We start from the raw sequence: 26,621 nt of genomic DNA on the forward strand, positions 1-26,621 counted from the left end.
AAAATTAAGGTACAAAAATATTTCCTTCCAGGTAGGTCTTACAGGTACCGCCTATCAGTACGCGGTCGCCGGCATCCACGCAGTAGAGCTTCCCGGTTCTGGGAGATACCTGCAGGGCGATCATTTCTTTCTTATCCAGTTGCTGGCTCCAGAAAGGGATGAGTGAGCAATGTGCAGAGCCGGTAACGGGATCTTCGAAGATGCTGGCCTGCGGAGTGAAGAAGCGTGATACAAAGTCCACCTGTTTTCCTTTTGCCGTAACAATAATGCCGCCGGGGTCCAGGTTGATCTGGTCAAGGATGGCTTTATCCGGTTGCAGGTTGCGTACAATTTCTTCATCGTGATACACGAGGATATAATCCCTTGCTTTCAGTACTTCCATTGGGTATACGCCTACTCCTTTGAGTATTTCTGTTGGAAGGGAGGCGGGTACCGCTGGTCGTGATGGAAAATTAAGCGTGAGCAGGTCATTATTTTTGGAAACGGTAAGTGGTCCACTCTGTGTGTGAAAAGTGATCTGGTGCATATCCCATCCGAGATGATTGAACAGCACGTGTGCGCTGGCCAGCGTGGCGTGTCCGCAGAGATCCATTTCTATTTCGGGCGTAAACCACCGGAGTTCGTAGTGTCCCTGCTGACCGGAGGGAATAAAGAAGGCAGTTTCGGGCAGAAAATTTTCCGCGGCAATTTTCTGAAGGATCTCTGTTGGCATCCATGCTTCCAGGAGGCATACTGCTGCGGGGTTTCCACCGAACAGTTCATGTGTGAAAGCATCTACGTGGTAAATGGGTATATGTGGCATGAGGATTAGTTTTGGTGCTGTACCGTAAAGATATTGCTTTTTTGAGCGTGTACCTTCCGGGGAAGGGTGCATGCCCAGAAAAGCAACCCTGCGGCGCTGATGGCGGCGCCGAGCATGCTTACGGCGGTCCATCCGGCGAGGGCATATATAGTAGTGGCGGCAATGCTTCCCAGTCCGCTTCCGGTGGAATAGAAAAGCATGTACCCGGCCACCATGCGGTTGCGTGATTCGGGTCTGATGGTATACAGCATGCTCTGGTTGGTAACATGCACCGCCTGGATGGCAAGGTCCAGCAGGATGATACCGGCAATAAGCGCTACCAGTGAATGTGTGGCAAAGCTTGCGGCGGTTGAACAGATCGCCCAGCGGCAGCAATAACAGGAGTCCGAGTGCATATCCTGTTTGCGTAATGGTAACAATAATCCCCAATGAGCGGGATGGAATATGAAGGTCGCTTCCCATTGTATTCAGCAATGGCTGCGCGTAATAAACATTGGCTACTGCAAGGCCGCACGCAACTGCAAAGAGCAATGCGGTGGACCGGGTGAATTTTTCCATGAGTGAAGCACTTGTTTTGTACTATACGGTACAAAATAGGTGGTAAAAAAAAGGAACTACGATGTTCCTGGTTAACCGAGAATTTTTAATTGTATTTCTATCAGTTCGGAGAGCGCTTCATTATCCGGGTAAATCCGCCTGGTAATACCAAGTCCGTTCCAGTTATTGAGCAGCAGGCGTGCCAGCAGTGCAGGTTCCAGTTTGGAATGCAGCGTGCCTTTTTGTTTGCCCCGCAATAACGCATCCAGGAATAAACCTTCCAGCCCCTGCAGGTGAGTGGCGGCCCTTTTCATCATAGGGTTTTCAATATTTGAAAGCTCTGCTACTGCGTTGCCAAAGATGCAGCCTTTCTGGTGCCTGGTTTTGGTGCTATGCGCTATTCTGCGGAAAAATTCCCGGATGTATTCCACGGGATCTTCTGCAGCATCCAGTTCTTTTCTGAACTGTGCAATCGCCTGATCGCTGTGTTGCCCCAGCGCTTTTTCATACAACTCTTTTTTACCGCCTTTAAAAGCCAGGTAAAAGCTGCCTTTACCTATACCCATCGCAGCGAGGAGGTCTTCCGTGGAAGTGGCCTCATATCCCTGTCGCCAGAAAACTTCAGCCGCTTTGCTGAGCACTTCCCCGTCGTCAAATATTTTCGGTCTGCCTGACATAGCTCTCTTTTACCACGCAAAGATAGATTCTTTACCAAATAGTACAAAATTTTTCCGGCACAAAAAAACCTGCGGTATACGCAGGTTAATCTTTTGTGTGGAAAATATGCTGACTAGTGATGCGGGGTTTGCGGGTGAAGCAGTTGAAACAATTCTCTTTGCAGATCATCATTATGAAGATTGTTTAACTGCTCCGTTGAAATTTCGTAAAAGGCAGTTTTTTTACCTAATACGCCTATCACAAACGTGTGTCCGGCCTGCACCGGTTCAGCGGTTTGGGGGTGTTTTTTTGATAGTGTTACCACTACATCTTTGAATTTTGACATGTAGTGAATATAACAAAAATTCCCGATTTTGGGTAAAATCACGGATCAGCTCATTCTCACCCCATGCAGTAATTTCTCCATCGCATTTTGTAAAGACCCTGCCCGTGTGACTTCCCCCGAATTCACAAAAAATATCTCATCGGCATTTGCAATCGTATTCAACCGGTGCGCGATGATCACCCGGGTAGTATCTTCCGGCAACTTTTCCAGGATTTCCCCCAGCAATTGTTCAGTAACCGTGTCAATATTAGCAGTAGCCTCATCCAGGATCAGCAGGTCGGGTTTGCGCAGTACTGCCCGCATAAAAGCGATCAGTTGTTTTTGCCCGAGGCTCACCCCATCTCCGCCGGAAAGCACTTTTGTTTCCAGCCCGTTTTCAAAAATAGCCAGCAACTTTTCCAGGTTAGCTTCTTTGATCACAGCTGTCAGCTGTTCGTTGGAAAAATCTTTATATGCCGGATTACCGTACAGGATATTTTCTTTTACGGTTCCGGTAAACAGGAAAGGTTCCTGCAGAATGAAACCTATCTTCCGGGAACGTTCATCCGCATCGTAACTACGGATATCCCTTCCATTCAGTAATACAATGCCCTGCGTGGGATCATACAAACGTGCCATCAGCGAAGCCGTGGTGGTTTTACCGCCACCGGTAGGGCCCACCAGTGCATAGGTTTTTCCTTTTTCCAGCGACAGGTTGATGTTATGCAGTATTTCCCTTCCTTCCGGATAACCAAAATGCACATTCCGGAATTCCAGCAACGCCGGGGAATGACCGTAAGCTGTGGTGGCATTCAGTGTAATGAGATCTGTTTCCAATCCGAGTATTTCAGAGATCCGGTCCCAGCCGGCCATTGCCACCTGGAAGTTGGCCCACAAAGTAGCAAGTTGTCTTAATGGATTATAGAAATAAGTAGCATACGCGAGATAACTAACGAGCAAGCCTATACTAAATTCGCCTTGTGTGATCAGGTAGATGCCACCGGTTAGTACCAGCAACTGTGCGATACTGGCGCACATAGCATAAAAAGGCAGGAACACGTTGTTGGCAAGCCCCGAACCAATGGCGCTTTCGTAGTTTTTTTCATTGGCATCCTGGAAGCGCTGCCGGAAATAATCGCGGCGGTTGAAGGCCACAATCACTTTGAAGTTGCTCAGGCTTTCCTGTATTTCCGCGCTCATGTTACCCACCGTTTTCAGGTTGGCTGCATTTTTTCTTTTTACCCAGGGAGATAAAATCCTTGTAAAGATGAGTATCAGCAAAGCGGGCGCCAGTGCGGCAATCCCGATTTTGTAATTAATGATCAACAGGAAAACACCGGCGCCGATCATGGTGGAAATGTTACCGACAAACTGCATCAGCGATTGTGAAAAAAACTGGTTGAGTTTATCCGTATCATTATTTACGCGGGAAATAAGGTCTCCTGCTTTATTCTGATTAAAGAAGGCCACCGGCAGCTGTTGTATCTTACTGAAAATAGCATTCCGGAGGGTAAATAACGTACGCTGACCAACACCACCCATCAGTTTTGTCTGGAAGTAACTGGTGAACAATGCTGTGAGGTAAATCCCCAGCAGGATACCGGAAAATATCAGTACGCCGTGGTATTCCTTATGCTGCACATAATGATCGATGGTATAACCTATTAAAAAGGGGCCCAGCAGGTTGAGTATAGAATTCAGCAGGATGGCCGTTAAAGCCACTGCCAGGTTTCTTCTTTCGTGGGAAATCAGCTTCAGCAAATTCCTGAATGCGGAGTAGTTGGATATTTTCTGTTCCTTCTCCGTAAACTTATTAAGATTGTAATTCATAGTTGCTGGTGCTTTGTTGGGAATTAAAGATCTGAACGTACTCGGGACAGGTATGCAGGAGTTCTTCGTGTCCGCCGGAGGCAATAATCTCGCCCTGCATGAGCAGGATGATCTGATCGTAATGCGCCACCGAAGCAATTTTCTGCGTTACAGACAGGAGCGTGATCCCCGGGTATTCCACCTGTACATTTGCCAGGATTTTCTTTTCCGTATTGGCATCTACACGGGCTGTGAAATCGTCCAGCAGCAGGATCTTCGGGTTAATGGCCAGCGCACGCGCCAGCATGATCCGTTGTTTTTGTCCGCCGGAAAGACTGGCTCCTCTTTCAGAAACAATGGTATCCAGTTTTTCGGGAAGCGCGTCGGTAAATTCCTTCAGCTCCGCGGTGTGCAACGCTTTTTCCATCGCCGCTTCGGTAACAGTTTCGTTGAACGCAATATTTTCGCGGACACTCATATTAAAAATGATGCTGTCCTGGAATACAAAGCCCACCTGGCTGTGAAAGGATTCACTGTTATAATCCGCTACCGGGCGCCCGTCTACCAGCACTACGCCCGAAGTGGGTTTGATTAAACCGGTGAGCAGGTAAAGCAACTGCGTTTTACCGGCAGCAGTGGGTCCGATAATAGCTACTTTTGATCCGGCTTTTATGGAGAAGGAAATATCTTTCAACACTGGTTTCTGACCGTAGTTTACGTTCACCTGCTGAAATTCAATATCTCCCTTAACAGGAGTCGTAAGGGAACCTGCAGGCATAATGTCGGGCATATTGATCACGGCGCTGATCCTTTGATAGGAAGCAGTGGCCTGCGCAATAATATTGCTCATAAAACCGATCACCAGTATGGGGAAGATCAGTAACGCCAGGTAACTGCTGAACGCGGCAAAATCGCCCAGGCTCATACTGCCGGTGATCACGAAATGACCGCCCAGCGCCAGGATGATGAGATTGGCAATGCCGGCAGTAAACGTAATAACAGGGATCAGTCCCGCAAAAAGTTTCACAATGGATAACCCGAAATCCATCGCTTTGCCATTGGCGTCCAGAAATTTCTGATACTCCAGTTGCTGCGAATTGACCACGCGGATCAGCGCCGCACCCAGTATACTTTCGTTAATTACTTTATTCAGCCAGTCCATTACTTCCCGGCTTTTGATGAACAGCGATCTTACTTTGCGTAATACCAGGAAAAAGGTGATCCCGATCACGGGCAACGTAGCAATCACTGCCAGTGCGAGTTTCCAGTTAATGGTCAGCAACAGGATGCTGGCGCCTATAATAATAAACAGGGAAGATACCAGCGAAACGATGGCCTGGGAAACAAACAGTTTGATGGAATCCACGTCGGCAATCAGGTTGGTGAGCAACCGGGAGGGATTGGCCTGTTCCACCCAGGCATAGCTCTGACCGGATATTTTATCCGATATTTTGGTGCGCAGGTTGCGTGCTACTTTTTCAGACACATATGTTTGTATGATGTTCTGCAGATAGGTAAACACCAGGATGATAATCACTGCCACCGTGAATTTTATCACCAGCGCATTCAGCTGGAAGGCGCCGTGCTCATAGCTGTCGATACCGTTTCCGATAATTTTGGGCAACCACAGGTTGAGGCCATTGCTCAGCAGTGTGAACAGGATCAGCAGGCTAACCATACCCGTATATGGTTGCAGGAGACTGAATATGCCGGCTTCTTTCTTTTTACTACCCTCTTCTTGTTTCATTTTTAACTGGTATGTTTAGCAGGACGTAGCTTTTAAAGGTTTCCACATGAAGACGGATCCACGCTGCAAATATTGTATAATACAAGATATTGATTTTTTAGCGGTTCAGGGAATGGATTCGAGTGAAATACCGGCAGTGGAAGGAAGGCACCCGATGAAAGGCCGGTGGAAAGAAGACCCGGCGCAGGTCCCTGCCCGAGTCGTTTTCTTTATTAAGCAAAGATAATATCTTTGCTTAATAAACCAAATAAACACTTTGTTTATAATGAATAATAACTTTGCCAATAACGAACGGGCTGTATGGATACTGAAAACACAGGGGCCGCAACCCTTGTGTAAGTTGGCAGAGGAGCTGAAAGTAACGATGGAAGGTGCGCGGTTTCAGTTGCTCAAACTGGCAAATGAAGGATTGGTACAGGCCACCACGGAAGCCAAAGGCAGGGGCAGACCCAAACAGATCTGGGCGCTCACGGAAGCGGGCAACGCACATTTCCCCGACCGGCACCAGGACCTGGCATTGCGTCTCCTGTGCAACATGAATAAAACACTTCCCACAAACATGATGCACGAAGTGCTGGACGCCACCGCCCAAAGCACGCTCGAAAAATACCAGGAAGAGCTGAAAGGCATCACCAGGCTGGAAAGCCGCGTGAGCATATTAGCGGATATCCGTAACCGTGAAGGATACATGGCGGAGTATATCAACGAAGGAAAGAGTTATCTTCTTATAGAAAATCATTGCCCCATACAGGCGGCTGCCAGCTGCTGCAGCCGCTTCTGCCGGTCGGAGCAGGAGATGTTTTCCACCATACTGGGAAAGCACGCGAAAGTGGAACGGGTGGAACATATACTGGACGGACAACGGAGATGCGTATACAGGATCACGGGGAAATGATAATTATTTTATATCTATGGAAGCAGTTATTTTTTGTGGCATTCAGGCCACCGGAAAAACATCTTTTTATAAAGAGAAATTTTTTGAGACACATATGCGGATCTCTATGGATCAGCTGCATACCCGTAATAAGGAGAGTCTTTTTTTAGAAACTTGTTTCTCTATACAACAGCCTTTTGTGGTCGATAATACTAATGCCTCAAAAGCCGAAAGGGGAAAATACATCCATCTTGCTAAACAATATAAGTATAAGGTGACCGGTTACTACTTTCAATCGGTGTTAGCGGCTGCTGTCCAACGCAACAGTGGCCGCATAGGTAAAGCTAATATCCCGGAAGCCGGGATCAGGGGGACCTATAAAAGATTGGAATTGCCATCTGTAGAAGAAGGATTTGATGAGCTATATTTTGTCGGGATACATGAAGGAAAATTTATAATTAAAGCCTGGAATAATGAAGTTTGATGATCTGGATTTAAAAATGCGGGCATTTGAGACGGCCCAGGACAGGCAGATATTGCCTGAAATGTATATGATAGCCAGGATTGATGGTCGTGGGTTTACCCGGTTAACCAAAGAAACGCATCCATTTGAAGCCCCTTTTGATGAACGTTTCAGGGATTATATGATTGCCACTACGGAACATCTGATGAGTTGCGGATTTAAAGTAACCTACGGCTATACTCAAAGTGATGAAATTTCGCTGCTTTTCGATTTTAATGAAAACGCCTTTTCACGGAAATACCGGAAGTATATTTCTATTCTCGCAGGCGAAGCCAGTGCCAGATTTTCAACCTTACTAGGCGATGTTGCAGCATTTGATTGTCGTATCTGCGAACTACCAAATGAGGGATTGGTGGTTGATTATTTCCGCTGGCGGAATGAAGACGCACATAGAAATGCCCTGAATGCACACTGTTACTGGCGTTTACGACGGGAAGGATTAACTAAACAGGAGGCGACCAAGCGCATTGAAAAACTAAGTACAGCTGAAAAAAATGAACTGCTTTTTTCATTTGGTATAAACTTCAATGATTTACCACTTTGGCAGAAGAGAGGTACTGGCATTTACTGGTCAGAAACAGAGAAAGAAGGATTTGATGTAAAACATCAAACAACTGTAACTGTAAGAAGGAAACAACTGCAAAGAAATATGGAATTACCAATGAAAGACGACTATAGCCAGTTCATCAGAAGTATTATAGGGGACTTTTAACCATGTTTAGCCATGTATTTCCCCCCACCTATAAATAAATCAGCTTTTATCGGTATTTTTATACCGATAAATCATCGTTTATATTGTCAGGAGGGTGTTTCCAGGGATGATAGAAGAGTATTCAAACAAGGAGCTTATTTTACTGCAAAAGTTCGCTGGTGGGGAACAATCCGCTTTCCAATTCATATTTAACCAGCATTACAAAGCATTATGTTATTTTGCCTTTACCATTGTCGATGACGCACAGGAGGCGGAAGACCTCGTGCAGGAAACCTTTTCAAAGCTCTGGGATAAACGGGGCGACTTTAAATCTGCCGCCAACATAAAAGCCTTTCTTTTTATTGCTACCAAAAATGCCTGCCTCAATTTTTTGAAAAGCAGGGAACGGCTCTATATCAAAGAAAAAGAATTCTCTTATTTACAGGAAGAACAGGGAACTACAGAAATAGCAGGCTTCGATCCGGTGCTTACGGAAACAGAAATTATTCAGCAGCTGTACCAGGAAATAGAGCATCTGCCCACCCAATGCCGGCGGATCTTTAAAATGAGCTATCTCGAAGGAAGAAAAAATGAAGAGATAGCCACCTCCCTGCAGATCTCCTACAACACCGTCAGGGCGCAGAAACTACGGGCGCTTAAACTTATCAGGAGCAGCCTCATTAAAAAGAATATCCTGCCATTACTGGGTATCTATATTACCCTTCTCAAATATTATCATAATTATTACTGATCCCGTTAGCGGGTAAATTTTTTTTCAGATTTATTTAATCGAAAGCAGTTTTTTATTGTTTCTATAGTAAAAGAGGTGAATTGGAAGCAGATCAAAACAGTGAAACAAATCCGTTATTGCAGCGAATTGCCTGGCTGGTAAGCCGTTATCAGCGGGATGTATTAACAGTAGCAGAAGAGGAAGAGCTGCGGGCCTGGCGTGACGCCTCCCCGGAGAACCGTCTTTTTTTTGAACAGATGACGGATCCGGATATACTCCGCGATAAACTGTCGCAATACGAAAAATTTGATGTTACTGCCGGCTGGAATACTTTCAGTTCAAAGCATTTTCCGGCAAAAGATAACGCGCCGGTACGCCCGATGTACCGCTGGTGGAGTGCTGCTGCGGCTGTATTGCTGTTATTGGGTGCAGGCATATATTTTCTTCGCCCTTCCGCCCCGCCTGCCCCGGTAGCGGCCCTCTCCACCACGCCTATACTGCCCGGAACCAGCAAAGCCACTTTAACGCTGGCAGATGGTTCGGTAATACCGCTGGATAGCAACGGTAACCGCGTGATCATGCAGCAGGGCGCCCTTATTCATTTGAATAACGGCCAGCTGCAATACAACACGCAGGATTATACGGCACAAACTACCCTGAACACACTGGCTACTCCGAGAGGCGGGCAGTTCCGCCTCACCCTGCCGGATGGTACCAGGGTATGGCTGAATGCAGCTTCCGCTATTACTTTCCCCACCGCATTCCGGCAAGGGAAAAGAGAAGTGGAGATAAAAGGAGAAGTTTATTTTGAAGTGGCGGCAATGGCAAAAATGCCTTTCCAGGTAAAGGTCAGCCACCAAACCAACATAGAAGTATTAGGCACCGGTTTTAATATCAACGCCTATACAGATGAACCAGGCATCAAAACGACCCTTATACAAGGCGCCGTGAAAGTAAATGCAGGCAACAGCTCCAGGGTATTATTACCCGGTCAGCAGGCATTGGTAAAAAGTCCTGGAAATATCGATATCGTAACGCACGCAGATACTGCGGCAATACTGGCCTGGAAGAAGGAGGAATTTAATTTCCGCGACGCAGACATCCCCACCGTGATGCGTCAGCTGGCCAGATGGTATGATGTAACAATTGTTTATGCAGGTAACATCCCTGCCCGGCGGTTCCAGGGAGAGATTCAACGTAACCTGCCACTGTCGGATGTTCTGGAAGGACTGAAAAGTACCGGTATCCATTTCCGCCTGCAGGGACGCAGCATTATCGTGGAACCATAACGGGTTTATTTTTTAGCTATTGTCAACTGAACATTTATGCACGACCAACTTCAGAGATTGTAATGCCGCTATACGGATAAAAAAACCGGAGGTGATTGGACCCACCCCCGGCGAATATGTCCGGATGATAGTAGCACTAAGCTTGTACATACTTGAATACTGATTATCCATCCTAACAAATGCAAATCTATGCAATTGAATTATTATGGTAAAGTCCTTTCTATGCCCGGACTTTCCCCAACCAAAATTGCACTTACTATGAGATTAACGATTGTTCTCATGATTGTGGCGACATTGAAAGTATCTGCGGGTGCCTTCGGTCAAACAGTGTCTGTATCGGTGAAAAATGCACCGATGGAAGAGGTGTTTACCTCCGTAAAACAGCAAACCGGCTACCTGTTCTTTTACGACCGGGATTTGCTGCGCACCGTTAAACCGGTAACCATTAAAGCGGAAAACACCAGGCTCGCGGATTTTCTCGCGGAAATCTTTAAAGGACAGCCACTGGACTACACGATCAAAGACAAAACCATTTTCATTAAAAAGAAAGCGCTGCCCGCAGGCAGTAACAACATCAGCACCGCACCGGAAGCCCCCCAGCAACCGGTGACCGGTGTGGTGAAAGACGCCGCAGGCGCCCTGCTCATCGGGGTAACCGTTAAAGTGAAAGGCACTAATATTGGTACCATCACAGATGAAAACGGACATTTCTCCCTCGCAGCGGGCCCCGGCGATGAACTGGTGGTAACCTACGTGGGCTACGAACCCTATACCGTCCGCATCGGGAACTACGGACCGTTGCAGCTGTTTCTCCGCCAACGCGCCAGCAGCCTCGATGAAACCGTGGTGATCGGCTACGGCACCACCAGCAAACGTAATAACACCGGCTCGGTATCCAGCATCAAGGCGGAAGACATTGCCTCACAACCGGTAATGGACCCGCTGTCTGCCATGCAGGGCAGAATGGCCGGCCTGTTTATTACTTCTTCCAACGGCCTGCCCGGTTCCAGCTTTAAAGTAGTGATAAGAGGACAAAGTTCTATCGATCATACAAACGATCCCCTGTACATCATTGATGGCGTACCTTTTTATTCCGATCCGCTCAACCAGTTTACTTCTGCCAACGGCAAACAAAGTCCGCTGGCAACCATCAATCCTTCTGATATTGAACGTATTGATGTATTGAAAGATGCCGACGCTACGGCCATCTACGGTTCCAGGGGCGGCAATGGCGTGGTGCTCATCACTACCAAAAGAGGTAAATCAGGTAAAACACAGGCTAACTTCAACGTATACACGGGCGCAAGTAAAGTAGTCAATACGGTGAAAATGCTCAATACGCCTGAATATATTGCCATGCGTAAAGAAGCCTACAAAAATGATAATAAACCATACGACGAAGAGAGTGCGCCGGACCTCACCCTCTGGGATCAGCAACAAACCACCGACTGGCAAAAGTTCATGATCGGTGGTACCGGTCATACTACGGAAGCACAGGGTTCTGTATCCGGCGGCAATGAACAAACGCAGTTTATATTAAGCGGTACTTATCACAAGGAATCGACGGTAATGCCCGGAAGCCTCGGCTACCAGCGCGGTGCAGGCCATTTTAATTTAAACCATAACAGCGCCGATGGTAAGTTTAATATCAGCACTTCCGTGAATTATACAGCCAATAAAGATAATTCGCTGGCGAGTGATCTTACTACTTTCTTCAACATGCCGCCGAATTACCCATTGTATGACTCTACCGGTAAATACTACTGGTTTTCAACTGCACAAAATCCACAGGCTTACCTGCTGCGCCGGTCTGAAATAAATACCAATACCCTCGTGGCTAACAGTACTATCAGGTATACTATCCTGCCTGGATTGAACCTGAAAACCAGCCTGGGATATAATAAGTCCAATATGAAGCAGCTACAGGTATACCCGAATGCCACCTTTAACCCGCTTACATCTACCGGAAGTATGTCTTATTTCGGTACTGCCGATGTTGGATCTTACATCATTGAGCCGCAGATAGATTATAATAAAACCATTGCAAAAGGGGATCTGCAGGTAATGGTAGGCGGTACCTGGCAGCAAACCATCAGTCAGGGCCAATCGGTAAAAGCAACGGGCTTCTCCAGCGATGCGCTGCTGGAAGATCAGCAGGCGGCTGGCCTCATCACCCCCAATCCATCGCAGTACGCCTTTTACCGTTACACCTCGGTATTCGGCAGGGTTAACTATAACTGGGATGGAAAATATCTGGTGAATGCCACTTATCGCCGCGACGGCTCCACCCGCTTCGGCCCCGGTAACCGCTTCGGTAACTTTGGCGCCATAGGAGCTGCCTGGATATTTACTAAAGAAGGTTTTATGAAAGAGGTGAGCTTCCTCAGCTTTGGTAAACTCCGTGCAAGCATCGGCCTTACAGGTAACGATAACATAGGCGATTACAAGTACCTCGACAGCTGGACCTCGAATCCTTATCCTTATGATGGCGTACCCGGACTAACACCTTCCCGCTTAGCCAATCCATTGTATAAATGGGAGGAAAACCGTAAAAAGGAAATCGGACTGGAACTGGGATTCCTGAAAGACAGGATACTGTTTAATACCAACTATTATCATAACATTTCCAGCAATCAACTGGTGCAGTATCAACTATCACCACAGGTAGGCTTCCCGTCTATCACCGCCAACTTACCGGCAGAAGTGCTTAACAGCGGATGGGAGTTTGAAGTGAATACCATCAATATCCAGCAAGCTAACTTTAGCTGGAAATCATCCTTAAACCTGACGGTGAGTAAAAATGAACTGAAATCGTATCCGGGGATTGAAGGCTCTGCTTACAAAGACATGTATGTGGTTGGACAGTCATTGACCATTGTAAGAGGATACAAGTTTATGGGCATCGATCCTGAAACCGGGCTGGCGCAGTTCTACAGCAACAGCGGTACCACCACCGATCCGGCGGAATACGACGACTATGTAACGCTCGGCAAAACCATGCCGGCGTATTATGGCGGGTTACAAAACAGCTTTACTTATAAAGGTTTCAGCCTTGATTTCCTGTTGCAGTTTGTAAAACAGGAAGGCCCGCAAATCGGCTACGGATACAGCAGCCCGGCTATCGGCACATTCGCCAACCAGGATCTGCGCGCGCTGGACCGCTGGAAAAACAAGGGCGACAACACCACTGTGCCCGGCGCTACTACCTCCGCAGGAACGGCTAACTACAGGAGCTACAGCCTGTCTACCGCCAACTGGGGTGACGCTTCTTACATCCGCCTGAAAAATGTATCTGTGAGATATGATTTGTCGAAATACACCAAGCGCTGGAAAGTCAATAATATCAGCGTTTATGCGTTAGCGCAAAACCTGCTCACCTTTACCAACTATAAAGGTCTTGATCCTGAAACCCAGGGTATGGTAATGCCGCCGTTAAAAGCATATACCATCGGTTTACAGTTTGCTTTATAAAGAAATATTCCTGTTTTGCAGATAATAAAAAGATTTACCATGAAACGAATTCATATATTTTTAATCGGCGTTCTCCTCTTCAGCAGCAGCTCCTGCAGCAAGTATGTGGATACGCCGTTACCAAAGAATGAGCTGGTATCCGGACTGGTGTTTACCGATGATAAAACGGCTACTGCCGCAGTCACCGGTTTGTATGGCAGTATGTACTCATTCAACTACCAGTTTGCGAATGTGCTTATCAACTACCTCACCGCAATGCAGGCGGATGATATGGCCTATTACTCTTCTTTCGCCAACTATGATGTTTTTAAAGAGAACCGGTTATTGCCCAGCAGCCAGTATGTACAAAGTATGTTTGCGGATCTTTACAGTTATATCTACCAGACAAATGCCTGCGTAGAAGGGCTTTCCACAGCCACCGCATTAACGCCTGCTGTAAAGAACCAGTTAATGGGAGAGTCCCTGTTTATGCGTGCTTTCTGTTATTTTTACCTGGTAAATATGTATGGAGATGTGCCCCTGATTACCGGCACCGACTATAAAGTAAACGGTGTAAAACCACGCGCGCCACGTGCGGAAGTATATAACGCCATCATCACAGATCTTAAAGCAGCCGTAGAGTTAATGGGAGATGATTATCCTACGGGGCAGCATATACGCCCCGATAAATCCGTGGCTAACGCTTTACTGGCAAGGGTTTATCTCTATAATCAAAACTGGGCACTGGCAGAAACCACTGCATCGCTGGTGATCGATAATGGCCGGTATTCACTGGTAACGGATCTTAATAAAGTGTTCCTGGCTAACAGCAGTGAAGCTATCTGGCAGCTGCAGCCACTCAATGTAGTGGGTGGCCGCAACACCTGGGAAGGATTTACTTCTACCCCGGCTATTAACCCCACCACCGGCTCCTTTGGTACGGCAGTATTCCGGTTGGATACCATCAACCTGATCAGGAAATACGAACCGAATGATCAGCGGTTTACCAAATGGATAGCTTTCTACAAAACCACTGCCGGCGTTAGTGTTTACTTCCCTTATAAATACAAAATAAGAACGACTACCAGCGGCGTTACGGAGTACTCAATGGTAATGCGTCTCGCAGAACAATATCTTATCCGCGCGGAAGCCCGTATTCAGCAGGGAAAGCTCAACGATGGGCGCGCCGACCTCGACGCGATCCGCCAGCGTGCGGGCTTACCAGGGTTGTCCGCTTTACTTACACAACCGGCCTTACTGCTGGCGGTGGAACAGGAACGAAAAGTGGAGCTGTTCGCAGAGTGGGGCCACCGCTGGTTTGACCTGAAACGCACCAAAAGATCAGACGCCGTATTGGGCCCCATTAAAGGCGCCAACTGGCAGTCTACGGACACCCTGTACCCGATTCCTTCTGATGCCATCAGAACCAATGCTAACCTTACCCAGAACGAAGGGTACAAATAACTATCGCTGATATGAAGAAGTTAACCATCATATTTTTACTGGCTGCCCTGGCAGCCGGTAAAATATATGCACAACAACGGGTAGTGATCAGCCCGCAATACCCGGAACGTGGTCAAACAGTTACCGTTACCTACGACCCCACCGCACCGGGAGCAGGGATTCCGGCTACCGCAGCCCCGGTAACACTCGTGTTTTCCTATTCCAATTTTTATAACCTCGCGTGGCGTATGAACATGCAGCGCACCGGGAACAAATGGACCACCTCCTTTGTGCTGGCCGATTACACCACCTTCGCCACCTTTTACCTGGAGAGCGGTGATGCCATAGATAAACCGGCAAAAGACCGGCACTACGAAGTCGCCGTGTATAAAAATAAAATACCGGTAAAAGATATGGCCTTATACAAAGCCTACAGCCTCAGCGCGCAAATGGGCAAATCTCCCCTGTTGGCAGATAAACAGGCCGCCCTTTATAAAGAAGAACTGAAACGCTACCCGGATAACTACGAAGCAAAACTGCGCCTGCTGACCTACGAAATGAACAAGGCAACCATCACTAAAGAAAAAGAAAAGTTCAGAGCGGAAGCACACCAGGTGATTGCAGATAAATTTAACAGCGCGCCCACCACTCCGGGCAACATGAACAAGGTAACAATGGGCTACCTGATCATTGGCGAAAATACCCGGCTGGATTCCATCCGGCGCGTAGTCATGGAGCGCTACCCGGAATCCGCACTGGGCCGGGATATCATGACAGGCATAGTAGCCAAAGGGAAAGACACGGCCCGGCAAATCACCTTTTTTGAGAACGAACTGAAAAAGGAAACCGCGGGAAACAGGGAATCGTTCATGGAAATGCACGAGGTACTGTTCCGGTATTATGCCGTAAAAAAAGATAGCAGCAAGGCATTGTATCATGCCCGTTTTATGACCACTGAAAAGGAAAATCCTTACAAGGTGGTTACCTGGCAACAGATTGCGCAAACATTGCTGGATAATACCCTCGCACTGGATACTGCACGCCGTTATGCACAACGCGCTTTAGACAGCGTACGCAGTTACCCCGTAGGCGTGATCCGTCATTTCCCGGAAACAGGATATATCTATCCATATGCAGACGACAGCACACGCAACGCCGTGTATAATAAGGCCAGCCGGCGCCTGGCATCTGTACTTGGCCTCATAGATCTGAAACAGGGACTCCTGGCCGCGGCAGATAAACACATGGAGCAAGCCGTGGATTACTATGCCGACAAAGAAACACTCGACAATGCGGAAGCATATTACCAGCAAACCAATAATACCGCGAAGCTGGGCCAGCTACAGGAGTTCCGGAAAAAAATACTGATTGAAAAAGTAAAGAAACAACGGATCAACCGCCCCGCGCCGTTACTGAATACCTTTGTGGATATGAAAGGTCGGCCGGTGTCCGCAGCTTCATTGAAAGGTAAAATTATACTGATCGATTTCTGGGCCACCTGGTGCGTACCCTGCATGCAGGAGATGCCGTACCTGCAAAAACTATACGACCAGTATAAACAACACCCCGATGTTGTTTTTATGATTGCCAACAGCGGCGCCAGGAACACCCTGGCCGATGCGCAGGGCTGGAGCGGTAATAAGAAATATACCTTCCCGGTGTATTATAATACAGACCCTGCTATAGGAGATAAATTCAAATTCAATATCATTCCGGCCTCCTATCTCATCAACAAAGAAGGAAACATCATTTTCAGTAACATTGGCTTTGAAGGGCCGGAGGTGGAAGAAAAACTGAAACAACAGCTGGAACTCCTGTTGCACGACTGAATACTTAAATAGTCACCATTAAATCCATCACCAGCCGGAAACATTCCTGGAAATTTGTCTTATCAAAAAAAAACAAAATGGCAACAAAATAGCCCTGGTTACCGGTGGCAGTCGCGGATTAGGTAAGAACATGTCTTTACAACCCGCTAAAAGCAGACACGATATCATCCTTACTTGTAATGGACGCAAGCGAATTATGCAGCACGGCAAACCTCCTGCCGTGCTTTTTTATGACAGGTGTTTAAAATAGCCCTATTTTTGTCTGTTAGCCCTTAAATAAACCATGACCGTAATCGGACACTCCCTGTATTAAAACCGGGCATCCGGTAATCGTTTATGGATACTAAAGCGCTGATTATCATGCCTCCTGATTTCCGGCATCGAATTAGAACGCCCACATATTATGTTTAAGAATTACTTCAGCATCGCACTCAGGAACCTTTGGAGAAATAAAGGTTTTTCAGCTATCACTATATTCGGGCTTGCCATTGGCATGACCACCTGTTTACTCATCACCTTGTTCGTAACAGATGAACTGAGCTACGACCGGTTCAATAAAAAAGCAGACAGGATCTATCGCATCAACGCCGACTTTTTTGTAAACGGCAACGCCTTTAAGGAAAGATATACCCCCAGCCAGCTTGGTCCCGTATTACAACAGGAATACCCCAACGTGGAAAACTATGTACGGTTTATCCGCCAGGGAAATATCCTGGTGAAAAAGGGAACCACTACCCTGGTAGAAAAAAATGCCTGCTTTGCAGATTCCACCCTGTTCGATGTATTCAGCTTACAGATGATCAGCGGCGACCCTAAAACCGCGCTCACCCAGCCTCATACAATGGTCATCTCCGAACGGATGGCCCTCAAATATTTCAACAGCACCGATGTAGTAGGTAAAACACTGCAAACAGATAATGTAGCCACTTACCAGGTCAGCGGTGTGATCAAAGATGTACCGGATCAGTCGCACCTGCACTTTGATTTTGTGCGCGCCCTCTCCGAATTGCCCGAAAGCCGGGAGAACGGTGGCTGGATGTCAGACAACTATGCTACCTACGTATTAATGAGGGAAGGCGCCTCCGGCGCACAACTGCAAAGCTATGTGAACGCTGTTACCAAAAAATATATGGAAGCCCCGCTGCAGAAGATGACAGGCAGTAACTTTGCAGACCTTGAAAAATCAGGCGGGCATTTCGGGTATCATATCCTGCCGCTGACAAAGATCCATTTGTATTCCCCACTGGCCGACGAAGCAGAACCTTCGGGCAACATCCAGTATGTGTACATCTTTATTGCGGTGGCTATCATCATCCTGCTGATCGCCTGCGTGAACTTCATGAACCTCTCTACTGCCCGCTCTGCTGGTCGCGCCAAAGAAGTAGGGGTACGGAAGGTACTGGGCTCCCAGCGTTCTTCCCTGATCTTCCAGTTCCTCACGGAATCTACGCTGACCAGCTTCTTTGCCCTGTTACTGGCAGTGGCCCTGGCCGTTTTACTGCTACCATATCTCAACCAGTTATCAGGTAAACACATTACACTGGAGGCCGGGTATTTCCTGTGGCTCTTGCCTTTCCTGCTGGTAACGGCCGGTGTGATAGGGTTGCTGGCAGGCAGCTATCCCGCCTTTTTCCTGTCGGGTTTTGAGCCCATCAAAGTGTTGAAAGGAAGGCTGAACAGCGGTTTCAAAAATGGCTGGCTGCGCAACAGCCTCGTGGTTTTCCAGTTTGCTTCTGCTATCCTGTTGATTGTCGGTACCCTGGTGATCAACAGCCAGCTGAATTATATCCGGAATAAAAAGCTGGGGTATAACCGGGAACAGGTGCTCATCCTGGGTAATACGCAATCGTTATGGATCCATGCGCGTAACTTTAAAAACGAGGTGTTGAATATACCAGGGGTGGAGTCGGGCACCATGACCGCCTCTTTGCCTACAGATATGAACCTGAACACCAACATCTATTCAAAAGATGCGGCCCGCAGCGCCGGGCAGGTAACCGGGGTGCCGGAATGGTATGTGGATGCCGATTATATTCACACAATGGGCATGCAAATGGTCAGTGGCCGGAACTTTTCGCCCACCATGCCTTCGGATACTTTCTCCGTACTGCTCAATGAAACCGCTGCCCGGCTATTTGGCTTTAACGACCTGAATGAAAAATATCTTTATGGGGATGGAACCAGGCAGCTGAAAGTAATAGGGGTGGTAAAGGATTTTAACGCAGGCAGTTTAAGGAATAAAATACCGCCATTGGTATTCCGGCTAACGGAGAATCCCCGTGTAATGGCATTCCGTATTCAGACCAGTAACATCCAGGGGCTGATTGCAAAGATCAAAAGCGCCTATGAAGCGCAGCCTGGTATGAGCGGGCAACCATTCGTGTATTCTTTTCTTGATGACGATTTTAACCGCCTGTATATTGCGGAACAGCGCACGGGTAAGATCTTTATTTCCTTTGCCATACTGGCTGTATTGATTGCGTCGCTGGGCGTATTCGGGTTAATCACGTATGCAGCGGAACAACGTACCCGGGAAATAGGTATCCGCAAGGTGCTGGGCGCTTCGGTAACCGGTATTGTGGCCATGCTGTCGAAAGACTTTCTGAAACTGGTGCTGGTAGCTATTGTTATTGCCAGCCCTCTCGCCTGGTATATAATGAGCCGGTGGCTGCAGAATTTTGCCTACCAGGTAAAAATGAGCTGGACGATCTTCGTATTGGCGGCGTTTATTGCAATCGCCATCACCATTTTAACCGTTAGCTACCGGGCTATCAGGGCGGCCACGGCCAACCCGGTGAACAGCCTCAAAGCGGAGTAATCAGTTGGCCAGCGGGAGTTCCAGGTAGAAGGAGCTTCCGCCTTCGCGGTTGTTCTCAAACCAGATCTGTCCCTGCTGCGCAGTAGTATATTCCTTACAGAGGAATAGCCCGAGGCCAATGCCCTTTTCATTATCCGTTCCAAAAGTGGAACGTACTTTCAGGGAGAAAATATCGGGTTGCCTGGACAGGTCAATACCTACCCCGCTGTCTCTTACTTCAATTAAACATTTATTGCCAGCCCTGCTGGTTTTGATGAAGATAGTTCCCCCGGAAGGTGTGAACTTGGCGGCATTGCCCAGCAGGTTGCGCACAATCAGCTGCAGCATATTGATGTCGGCCATCACTTTTATAGAAGCATCTATATTGGTATCCAGGCTGATCCTTTTTTTGGATACCGTCATTTTGTTGATCTTCAGAATGGGATGTATAGCGGATGCAACATCCACGGGGATGAGATTTACGTTTAGCCCGTCCATTTGTGTTTTAGACCATACCAATATATTATACAGCATCTCCTGGGTGCTGTTTACCACATACAGCAGTTCTGTTTCTATCTGGGTTTTGTTTTCCGGGTCCAGTTCTATTTCCCGCATCAGCTGCAGGTACGACTGTATTGCTGCCAAAGGATTACGCAGGTCATGGGAGATGAGTGAAAAGAGTTTACTCTTTTCTGTATTCATGATTTCGAGGGAGCGCGTCTTTTCTTCCCCTCTCTGCTTCTCCTTGTTATATGCATTTTTCAGGTAAGCGGTTCCCACGAAAATTACGCCCACACTGATAATATAGGTAGGAGTCATGTCCGCGAAAATGTCTTTCCTCGTTTTATAAACAGTATCCACCGACGCCGGGTAATAATACTCCCATATGATCAATCCAAGTACAGTGAACAGGTTCAGCGCCAGCCACCAGTAATACTGCTTCCGCGGGGAAATCAGCATACCCAGGAAAAACGCCAGGGTAAAAGACAACAGGGAGGCGCCCTGTATCCCCCCGCTGTAGAAATAGTTAATAGCGAAACTCACGTTAATCATGATCACGGCAATGGCTATACTGACATTTACCTTCTTCCGGTATCTTGAAAGAAAATAAATAAGGGAAAATGCAGGCACCAGTAAGGCAAAGATGAGAGAGGTAACAGTAAGGCCGGTAAAATAATTATATGGGACATTAATGGCAATAATAAAGAGGGAGATAGCGCATATGGCATTGAATATACGGTTTTCCAGAGAGAACTGTTGGGGATCTCCGATCAGGAAGTGAGAGAACTGTTTCAGTCGTTGGGATATCGTTATGGTTCCGGTTGTTGACATGTTACTAATTTAAGCAAAAACAACTGCTGTCAGCAGTGAAAATGTCGGGCTCAGGGTAATCATATAATTGTAATGTTATAATTTTTTTTCGCTTTTCTACCTACAATCTCATTAATTTTTAAAAAAGAAAGCAGCTCAGCCAAAAGAAACGCGGACCGCCACGAGAAGCAATATCCGCGCCATTATCTGTAAGAGGGATAATATTTCCCAACGCGAAGGGGTATACGTAAAAGGTTATGAAGGGGAAATAGCCTCCCGCAGGGGAGGCAGCCGGGAGGTGGAGTGAATAATTTGTTAACCTGTTACAGGAACGCAGCAGCAACGATCGTTTGCTATCCCTTTCGGCGGCATTTTGCCAAATGCATTTTACAAAAGCGGGAAAGCTAAAGTAATTATTATTAATTTTCGGCCGCGGAAAAGGTTACGAGGTATTCAACCACTTTAATATGCGCGAAAAATGATGAGTGATGGAGACTTATTACAGCTTATAAAAAGAGATGATACAGCTGCTTTTGAATCTATCTATGATAAATATTGGCAGGCCCTTTATTTAAAGGCTTGTCAGCGTGTGGATAAAGATGAAGCGAAAGATATGGTGCAGGAAGTGATGATTACGTTATGGAGAAGAAGAAACGATATACGCGTAGCGCAGGAGGGAGACCTGGGCCGGTACCTGTTCACGGCCATCAGGTACCGCGTGATCAGCCACTATGCCTTTAGCGCCGCAGAAATTAAAAAGGCGGATTTTTTTGACACTTTCGACGATTATATTACGACAGATACATTAGAAACCAAAGAACTAAAAGCCAGCATCGAAACCGAAATCGGCAGGTTGCCTGCCCGTATGCAGCAGATCTTCCGCCTGAGCAGGGAGGATGACTATACCATAGCCGATATTGCAAAAACACTTAATATCTCAGAGCAAACCGTGAAGAATCAGCTGACAGATGCCTTGAAACGCCTCCGTACTTCATTGAAAGCCTCTTCCACCGGCGACTGGACACTGGTAGTAATATACCTCTTCTCCCAGTTGCATCAACATCAGTAGTCCGCCGGACATGGCGCTTCTCCCCGGGGTATTAGTAACATGGTGCTCCCGGAGAACCAATCCTTTTCCCTTTTGTTACCGGTAAGCTCCCGGCAGGAGGAGGTGCGGCGTTATGTTATCCATTACCGTATACGCCCGGTGCAAGGCTATTTCCCGGCAGGAAGTAACCATCTCCGGGAAGCCATATCATCCGCGGAAAACGTTCATCCCCCGGAGACCATGCTCCGGCAGGCGCCTTTCTCCCGGAGGGAAAATATTTTTTTACCCGGACTAGTACCGGATATTATTTTTTGAGATAAGTAATAAAATCGCGCGCTTTGGAAGTCAGTAAAATCAGACAGCTTTTTAAAAAGTATATGCTGGGGCATAGCTCCGGACCCGAAAACCAGTTCATAGAACAATGGTACCAGTCGTTCGATGCAGAAGCTTTACCCGACATGGATGAAGCAGAGCGGCAGCATATAAAACGCGAAATGTGGCTAAATATCCAGCCGCAAATTGAAGTCGCTAAAACGTTTTATCTTACCCGTGGCTGGAAAAGGGCCGCAGCAGCGGTATTGCTGCTGGCGGGCGCCGGAGCGGCCTGGTACCTGCTCCATCCCCACCCGCCCGCTACCTGGACTACCTACGCCACCCGTACCGGTGAAAGAAAAACCATTCACCTCAACGATGGATCTGTAGTGATGTTAAATGCCGGCTCCACTATCCGGATACCCGACAACCTCTCTAAAGAAAGAAAACTCGACCTGGTAGACGGGGAAGCCTTCTTCGACGTGAAAACCAATCCCGATGTACCATTCATCGTAGAAAGCGGGCCGCTTCAAACCACCGTACTGGGAACCTCCTTCAACATCGCCGCCTATAAAGACGTGCACACCCTCAGCATAGGAGTGGTATCCGGCAAGGTGAGCATCTCCGGAAAAGCAGCACCCGCACACATCCTGGAACAAAACCAGGAGCTGGTGTACAACAGGAACAACGGGCAAATAAAAGTAGCGCCGGTAGATGAACAACTGCCCGGATGGAAGGAAGGCAAACTGGTATTTAATGATGTCACCTTCCACGACATGGTAGTGCTCATGGAAAAAAACTTCGGTATTACCATCACCACCACACAGGAACATGTAAGAACAACCAGGTATACCACGGAATTGCCAACAGATATGGAGCCCGAAAAAGCAGCGCAGGTGCTGGCGGCCATCCATCATCTGAAAGTACGCACGATCAATCAGCACACCGTTATTTACGAATAATAAACAATGTATCACCAAAGCTAATCGCTTAAAACAACTACGTACTAATGCCACGTAAATGGAACCTTTTGTTAATGCTAATAATTAATGCCTAACCACGTATGAAGAAAATTGTAAAAAATTTCAGAAAACGAATGCTTGCAGTCGTTTTGGTCCTGACGTGTGTCCCAGCCATACTGCCGGTATACGCCGGCCAGGGACAAATCCTGCAGGAAACCAGCGTCACCATTGCATTGAAAGGAGGAAGCCTGGAATCTGCTATCAGGGACCTGCACCGCCACACAAAAATTAATTTCGCCTACGACAGGCAACTGCTCAGCGGCTACAAAGTAGAGAGCTATACGTTTTCCAACGAACGACTGGATTACGTCCTGGAAAAACTACTGCAACACAAATCCCTCGGGTATGCAGAGGTGAATAATATTGTAGTGATCAGTAAACTCACCTCCCCAAAAGCGGCGATGACCCGACAGGAAGTAGTGGTGTCCGGTGTGATCAAAGATGAAAACGGCAAACCCCTTCCCGGCGTAAGCGTTGCCGTGAGAGGTGTAAGCACCATGACCACCACCGATGCCAACGGCCGGTACAAAATCATCGTAAACGCCGCTACCGATGTACTGGCATTCAGCTTTATCGGTTATGAAACCGCGGAAATAGTAGCCGGCAGTCAAACTACCATCAACGTACAACTGAAAGTAGCCAGCAAATCACTCGGCGAAGTAGCTGTAGTAGGTTTCGGTACCCAGCGTAAAGTGAGCCTGGTAGGCGCCCAGTCTACCATCCGCCCCGCAGAATTCAAGCAACCGGCATCAGATATATCTTCTATGCTGGCGGGCCGCATCGCCGGCGTAATAGGCGTACAGCGTACCGGCGAACCCGGTAAAGGCAGCGCCGATATCTGGATCCGCGGGATCTCCACCTTTGGCGGCGGTAATAAAGCCACCCCGCTTATCCTCGTGGATGGCGTGGAAAGATCTATCAACAACATCTCTCCGGAAGATATTGAATCCTTCACCATCCTGAAAGATGCCGCCGGTACTGCGGTATACGGCGTACGTGGCGCCAACGGCGTAATTCTCCTGAAAACAAAAACAGGGAAAGTAGGTAAACCACAGATCTACTTCGATTATAACGAAGGTGTGAACTCCTTTACAAAAAGGCCGGAAATGCTGGATGGCGTTACCTATATGAACCTCGCCAACGAAGCCTCTACCACCCGCAACCACAACCCGGTGTTTTCGGATGAAACCATCGAAAAAACAAAAAATAATGCCGACCCGCTGTTATACCCGAACGTAAACTGGATGGATGCCGTGTTCAATAAATACGGTCATACCCGCAGCGCTAACCTCAACGCCAGCGGCGGTGTGGAAAATGCTCAGTACTACGTTTCACTGGGCTATTACAACGAAAGCGGCTTCCTGAAAACAGACGACCTGGAGAAGTACAATTCTTCCTTAAAATATAACCGCTATAACTTTACGTCCAACCTGAACCTGAAAGTAACAAAGTCCACTAAGCTGGATGTTGGTCTGCAGGGATACTTCTCCAACGGTAACTACCCCGGCATTAATACCCACGATATTTTCCAGAGCGCTATGGACGCCTCCCCGGTAGTATATCCTGTGATGTATCCCGGTGGCTTTGTGCCGGGCCGCTCTGCCAACGGCGGCTTCAGAAATCCTTATGCCGACCTTACCCGCAGAGGCTACCGCAATGAATTCAGAAACCAGCTGTATTCCAATATCCGGGCTACGCAGGATCTGAAATCCATTACGGAAGGTTTGTCTGCTACTGCCATGTTTGCATTCGACGTATTTAACCAGAACTATATTACCCGCTCCAAACGCGAGGATACCTGGTTCCCGGATATGAATAATCCATACAAACCAGATGGTACCCTCAATCTCTTAAAAACATTTACCGGTAATCAATACCTCGGCTTCGATAAAAATGACGGCGACCGCCAAACTACCCGGCAGTTTTATACAGAAGCCGCCATCAACTACGACCGCGGCTTCGGCAAACACCGCGTAACAGGTTTGGGGCTGTTTTATACCAGCGATAAAACCAATACCCTCGCGGGCGACTTTATTAACTCCATTCCCGAAAGATACCTCGGCCTGGCAGGTAAAGCAGCCTACTCCTACGACGACCGCTACTTTATGGAATTCAATTTCGGGTACAACGGCTCCGAATTATTTGCACCGGAAAACCGCTACGGATTTTTCCCCGCCATCGGTCTTGCCTGGGTACCTTCCAATGAACGCTTTTTTGAACCGTTTAAAAATGCTGTTTCATTCCTGAAGTTCCGCTACTCAAATGGTAACACCGGCCTCGGTAGCGCAGAAGAACGCTTCCTGTATATCACGAAACTGAATGATAACGATCATGGCTATACGTTCGGGAAAGGGTTTAATGGCGGCAGCGGCATCAGCATCACCCGTTACGCATCAGATGTACGCTGGTCTGTTTCCAACAAACAGGACCTGGGTATAGAGCTGCGCACGCTGAACGACCGCCTCCTCGTAAATGTGGATGTATTTAAGGAACACCGTACCGGTATCTTCCTGCAACGCGCCTCCAACGTGGATTTCATGGGACTGGATAATCAACAGTATGGTAACCTCGGCGCCGTGGAAAACAAAGGACTGGACGCTAACCTGGAATACAATGCCCGCATCGGAAATGTAGAAGTATCTGTACGTGGTAATATTACCTGGAACCAGGATAAAGTATTGGAAGATGACCGCCCGCCGCAGCTGTACCCGTGGATGGAACACCGCGGCAATAACATCCTGGCGCGGTATGGCTATATCGCAGAAGGACTTTTTGTAGATCAGGCAGAGATAGACAAAAGCGCCGTTCCGGGCTCCCGCTCACAGGTAAAACCAGGCGATATTAAGTACAAAGACCTCAACGGCGACGGCAAGATCAATTCTTCCGATGAAACAAAGATCGGTCGCGGCGATGTACCCGCAATGGTATACGGCTTTGGCTTAAACCTCGCCTACAAAGGATTTAATATCGGCTTCCTGTTCCAGGGCATCTCCGATGTCGACCGTATGCTGCAGGGCAGCGCCATCATTCCGTTCAATGGCGGCGGTGGTGAAAGTAATGCCTACAGCATTGCCACCGACAGATGGACCCCTGAAAACCCACGCCAGGATGCCTTTTATCCACGCCTCGCCTATGGGGAAGCAGAAAACGTAAACAACACACAGCCAAGCAGCTGGTGGGTAAAAGATGTGAGCTTCATCCGCCTGAAATCTGCACAGATCGCCTACAACCTGCCCGCCAGTTTGCTGCAGCGTATAGGCGTCCGGAATTCATCTGTTTACTTACAGGGTATCAACCTCCTTACTTTCAGCAAATTCAAATTGTGGGATCCTGAATTGAATACCGACAACGGTTCAACTTATCCAAATGTGAGAACCATTTCGCTGGGAGTAAACCTGAAATTTTAATCACGTAAGCAACTGATC

At 47.6% G+C, this 26,621-nt stretch carries 19 protein-coding genes; 12 read left to right on the forward strand and 7 right to left on the reverse strand.

What is annotated here, in order from left to right; translation table 11 throughout:
* Nucleotides 1-4: 4 nt before the first annotated feature.
* The 6 genes from ACMXI2_RS05910 to ACMXI2_RS05935 form a co-directional block, all read right to left on the reverse strand.
* Complete coding sequence (locus tag ACMXI2_RS05910) at nucleotides 5-802, reverse strand: PhzF family phenazine biosynthesis protein (RefSeq protein WP_483780773.1); 798 nt, start codon at nucleotides 800-802, stop codon at nucleotides 5-7.
* A 5-nt stretch (nucleotides 803-807) separates the two neighbouring features.
* On the reverse strand, nucleotides 808-1,197 hold the full coding sequence (locus tag ACMXI2_RS05915) for an MFS transporter (RefSeq protein WP_483780774.1): 390 nt from the start codon (nucleotides 1,195-1,197) through the stop codon (nucleotides 808-810).
* Nucleotides 1,198-1,431: 234 nt separating this feature from the next.
* Complete coding sequence (locus ACMXI2_RS05920; protein ID WP_483780775.1) at nucleotides 1,432-2,016, reverse strand: TetR/AcrR family transcriptional regulator; 585 nt, start codon at nucleotides 2,014-2,016, stop codon at nucleotides 1,432-1,434.
* A gap of 113 nt (nucleotides 2,017-2,129) precedes the next feature.
* Nucleotides 2,130-2,342 carry a hypothetical protein gene (locus ACMXI2_RS05925; protein WP_079468513.1) on the reverse strand — a complete coding sequence of 71 codons (213 nt, stop codon included), beginning with the start codon at nucleotides 2,340-2,342 and terminating at the stop codon, nucleotides 2,130-2,132.
* A gap of 45 nt (nucleotides 2,343-2,387) precedes the next feature.
* On the reverse strand, nucleotides 2,388-4,151 hold the full coding sequence (locus tag ACMXI2_RS05930) for an ABC transporter ATP-binding protein (RefSeq protein WP_483780776.1): 1,764 nt from the start codon (nucleotides 4,149-4,151) through the stop codon (nucleotides 2,388-2,390).
* Nucleotides 4,135-5,877 (reverse strand): ABC transporter ATP-binding protein, encoded by a 1,743-nt coding sequence (locus ACMXI2_RS05935; RefSeq protein ID WP_483780777.1) that lies wholly within the window; start codon nucleotides 5,875-5,877, stop codon nucleotides 4,135-4,137. The genes ACMXI2_RS05930 and ACMXI2_RS05935 overlap by 17 nt, the downstream gene beginning before the upstream one ends.
* A 265-nt stretch (nucleotides 5,878-6,142) precedes the next feature.
* Between ACMXI2_RS05935 and ACMXI2_RS05940 the strand changes: the two genes are divergently transcribed.
* The 9 genes from ACMXI2_RS05940 (at nucleotide 6,143) to ACMXI2_RS05980 (ending at nucleotide 19,524) form a co-directional block, all read left to right on the forward strand.
* A complete protein-coding gene (locus tag ACMXI2_RS05940) occupies nucleotides 6,143-6,772 on the forward strand; it encodes a helix-turn-helix transcriptional regulator (protein WP_483780778.1) in 630 nt (209 codons plus the stop codon).
* A gap of 16 nt (nucleotides 6,773-6,788) precedes the next feature.
* The gene (locus tag ACMXI2_RS05945) at nucleotides 6,789-7,235 is read left to right on the forward strand and encodes an AAA family ATPase (protein WP_483780779.1); all 447 of its coding nucleotides are present in this window, start codon (nucleotides 6,789-6,791) and stop codon (nucleotides 7,233-7,235) included.
* Complete coding sequence (locus ACMXI2_RS05950) at nucleotides 7,225-7,986, forward strand: tRNA(His) guanylyltransferase Thg1 family protein (RefSeq protein ID WP_483780780.1); 762 nt, start codon at nucleotides 7,225-7,227, stop codon at nucleotides 7,984-7,986. The genes ACMXI2_RS05945 and ACMXI2_RS05950 overlap by 11 nt, the downstream gene beginning before the upstream one ends.
* Before the next feature lie 94 nt (nucleotides 7,987-8,080).
* Nucleotides 8,081-8,716 carry an RNA polymerase sigma factor gene (locus ACMXI2_RS05955; protein WP_483780781.1) on the forward strand — a complete coding sequence of 212 codons (636 nt, stop codon included), beginning with the start codon at nucleotides 8,081-8,083 and terminating at the stop codon, nucleotides 8,714-8,716.
* Between the two features lie 80 nt (nucleotides 8,717-8,796).
* A complete protein-coding gene (locus ACMXI2_RS05960; RefSeq protein ID WP_483780782.1) occupies nucleotides 8,797-9,984 on the forward strand; it encodes a FecR family protein in 1,188 nt (395 codons plus the stop codon).
* A 258-nt stretch (nucleotides 9,985-10,242) separates the two neighbouring features.
* Nucleotides 10,243-13,455 (forward strand): TonB-dependent receptor, encoded by a 3,213-nt coding sequence (locus ACMXI2_RS05965; protein WP_483780783.1) that lies wholly within the window; start codon nucleotides 10,243-10,245, stop codon nucleotides 13,453-13,455.
* A gap of 39 nt (nucleotides 13,456-13,494) precedes the next feature.
* Complete coding sequence (locus tag ACMXI2_RS05970) at nucleotides 13,495-14,898, forward strand: RagB/SusD family nutrient uptake outer membrane protein (RefSeq protein WP_483780784.1); 1,404 nt, start codon at nucleotides 13,495-13,497, stop codon at nucleotides 14,896-14,898.
* Nucleotides 14,899-14,909: 11 nt separating this feature from the next.
* Entirely contained in the window at nucleotides 14,910-16,706 is a 1,797-nt protein-coding gene (locus ACMXI2_RS05975) for a TlpA family protein disulfide reductase (RefSeq protein WP_483780785.1), read from the forward strand.
* A gap of 403 nt (nucleotides 16,707-17,109) precedes the next feature.
* Nucleotides 17,110-19,524, forward strand: coding sequence for an ABC transporter permease (locus ACMXI2_RS05980; RefSeq protein WP_483780786.1), 2,415 nt, complete (start codon nucleotides 17,110-17,112; stop codon nucleotides 19,522-19,524).
* Here the strand turns inward: ACMXI2_RS05980 and ACMXI2_RS05985 are convergent, their stop codons facing one another.
* Complete coding sequence (locus ACMXI2_RS05985; protein WP_483780787.1) at nucleotides 19,525-20,835, reverse strand: sensor histidine kinase; 1,311 nt, start codon at nucleotides 20,833-20,835, stop codon at nucleotides 19,525-19,527.
* Nucleotides 20,836-21,292: 457 nt separating this feature from the next.
* Here ACMXI2_RS05985 and ACMXI2_RS05990 point away from each other — a divergent pair, with 457 nt between their 5' ends.
* The 3 genes from ACMXI2_RS05990 to ACMXI2_RS06000 all read left to right on the forward strand — a co-directional run bounded on the left by ACMXI2_RS05990 (nucleotide 21,293) and on the right by ACMXI2_RS06000 (nucleotide 26,603).
* A complete protein-coding gene (locus ACMXI2_RS05990; protein ID WP_483780788.1) occupies nucleotides 21,293-21,883 on the forward strand; it encodes an RNA polymerase sigma factor in 591 nt (196 codons plus the stop codon).
* 317 nt (nucleotides 21,884-22,200) lie between these two features.
* Nucleotides 22,201-23,136 carry a FecR family protein gene (locus tag ACMXI2_RS05995; RefSeq protein WP_483780789.1) on the forward strand — a complete coding sequence of 312 codons (936 nt, stop codon included), beginning with the start codon at nucleotides 22,201-22,203 and terminating at the stop codon, nucleotides 23,134-23,136.
* Nucleotides 23,137-23,270: 134 nt separating this feature from the next.
* Complete coding sequence (locus ACMXI2_RS06000; protein WP_483780790.1) at nucleotides 23,271-26,603, forward strand: SusC/RagA family TonB-linked outer membrane protein; 3,333 nt, start codon at nucleotides 23,271-23,273, stop codon at nucleotides 26,601-26,603.
* Nucleotides 26,604-26,621: the final 18 nt, after the last annotated feature.

Source organism: Chitinophaga sp. G7 BAM 1005 (genome assembly GCF_057126945.1).

Coding starts and splice junctions, on each gene's coding strand:
- ACMXI2_RS05910 (WP_483780773.1), bottom strand. CDS start 802: ATGCCACATATACCCATTTACCACGTAGATGCTTTCACACATGAACTG.
- ACMXI2_RS05915 (WP_483780774.1), bottom strand. CDS start 1,197: ATGCACTCGGACTCCTGTTATTGCTGCCGCTGGGCGATCTGTTCAACC.
- ACMXI2_RS05920 (WP_483780775.1), bottom strand. CDS start 2,016: ATGTCAGGCAGACCGAAAATATTTGACGACGGGGAAGTGCTCAGCAAA.
- ACMXI2_RS05925 (WP_079468513.1), bottom strand. CDS start 2,342: ATGTCAAAATTCAAAGATGTAGTGGTAACACTATCAAAAAAACACCCC.
- ACMXI2_RS05930 (WP_483780776.1), bottom strand. CDS start 4,151: ATGAATTACAATCTTAATAAGTTTACGGAGAAGGAACAGAAAATATCC.
- ACMXI2_RS05935 (WP_483780777.1), bottom strand. CDS start 5,877: ATGAAACAAGAAGAGGGTAGTAAAAAGAAAGAAGCCGGCATATTCAGT.
- ACMXI2_RS05940 (WP_483780778.1), top strand. CDS start 6,143: ATGAATAATAACTTTGCCAATAACGAACGGGCTGTATGGATACTGAAA.
- ACMXI2_RS05945 (WP_483780779.1), top strand. CDS start 6,789: ATGGAAGCAGTTATTTTTTGTGGCATTCAGGCCACCGGAAAAACATCT.
- ACMXI2_RS05950 (WP_483780780.1), top strand. CDS start 7,225: ATGAAGTTTGATGATCTGGATTTAAAAATGCGGGCATTTGAGACGGCC.
- ACMXI2_RS05965 (WP_483780783.1), top strand. CDS start 10,243: ATGAGATTAACGATTGTTCTCATGATTGTGGCGACATTGAAAGTATCT.
- ACMXI2_RS05970 (WP_483780784.1), top strand. CDS start 13,495: ATGAAACGAATTCATATATTTTTAATCGGCGTTCTCCTCTTCAGCAGC.
- ACMXI2_RS05975 (WP_483780785.1), top strand. CDS start 14,910: ATGAAGAAGTTAACCATCATATTTTTACTGGCTGCCCTGGCAGCCGGT.
- ACMXI2_RS05980 (WP_483780786.1), top strand. CDS start 17,110: ATGTTTAAGAATTACTTCAGCATCGCACTCAGGAACCTTTGGAGAAAT.
- ACMXI2_RS05985 (WP_483780787.1), bottom strand. CDS start 20,835: ATGTCAACAACCGGAACCATAACGATATCCCAACGACTGAAACAGTTC.
- ACMXI2_RS05990 (WP_483780788.1), top strand. CDS start 21,293: ATGATGAGTGATGGAGACTTATTACAGCTTATAAAAAGAGATGATACA.
- ACMXI2_RS06000 (WP_483780790.1), top strand. CDS start 23,271: ATGCTTGCAGTCGTTTTGGTCCTGACGTGTGTCCCAGCCATACTGCCG.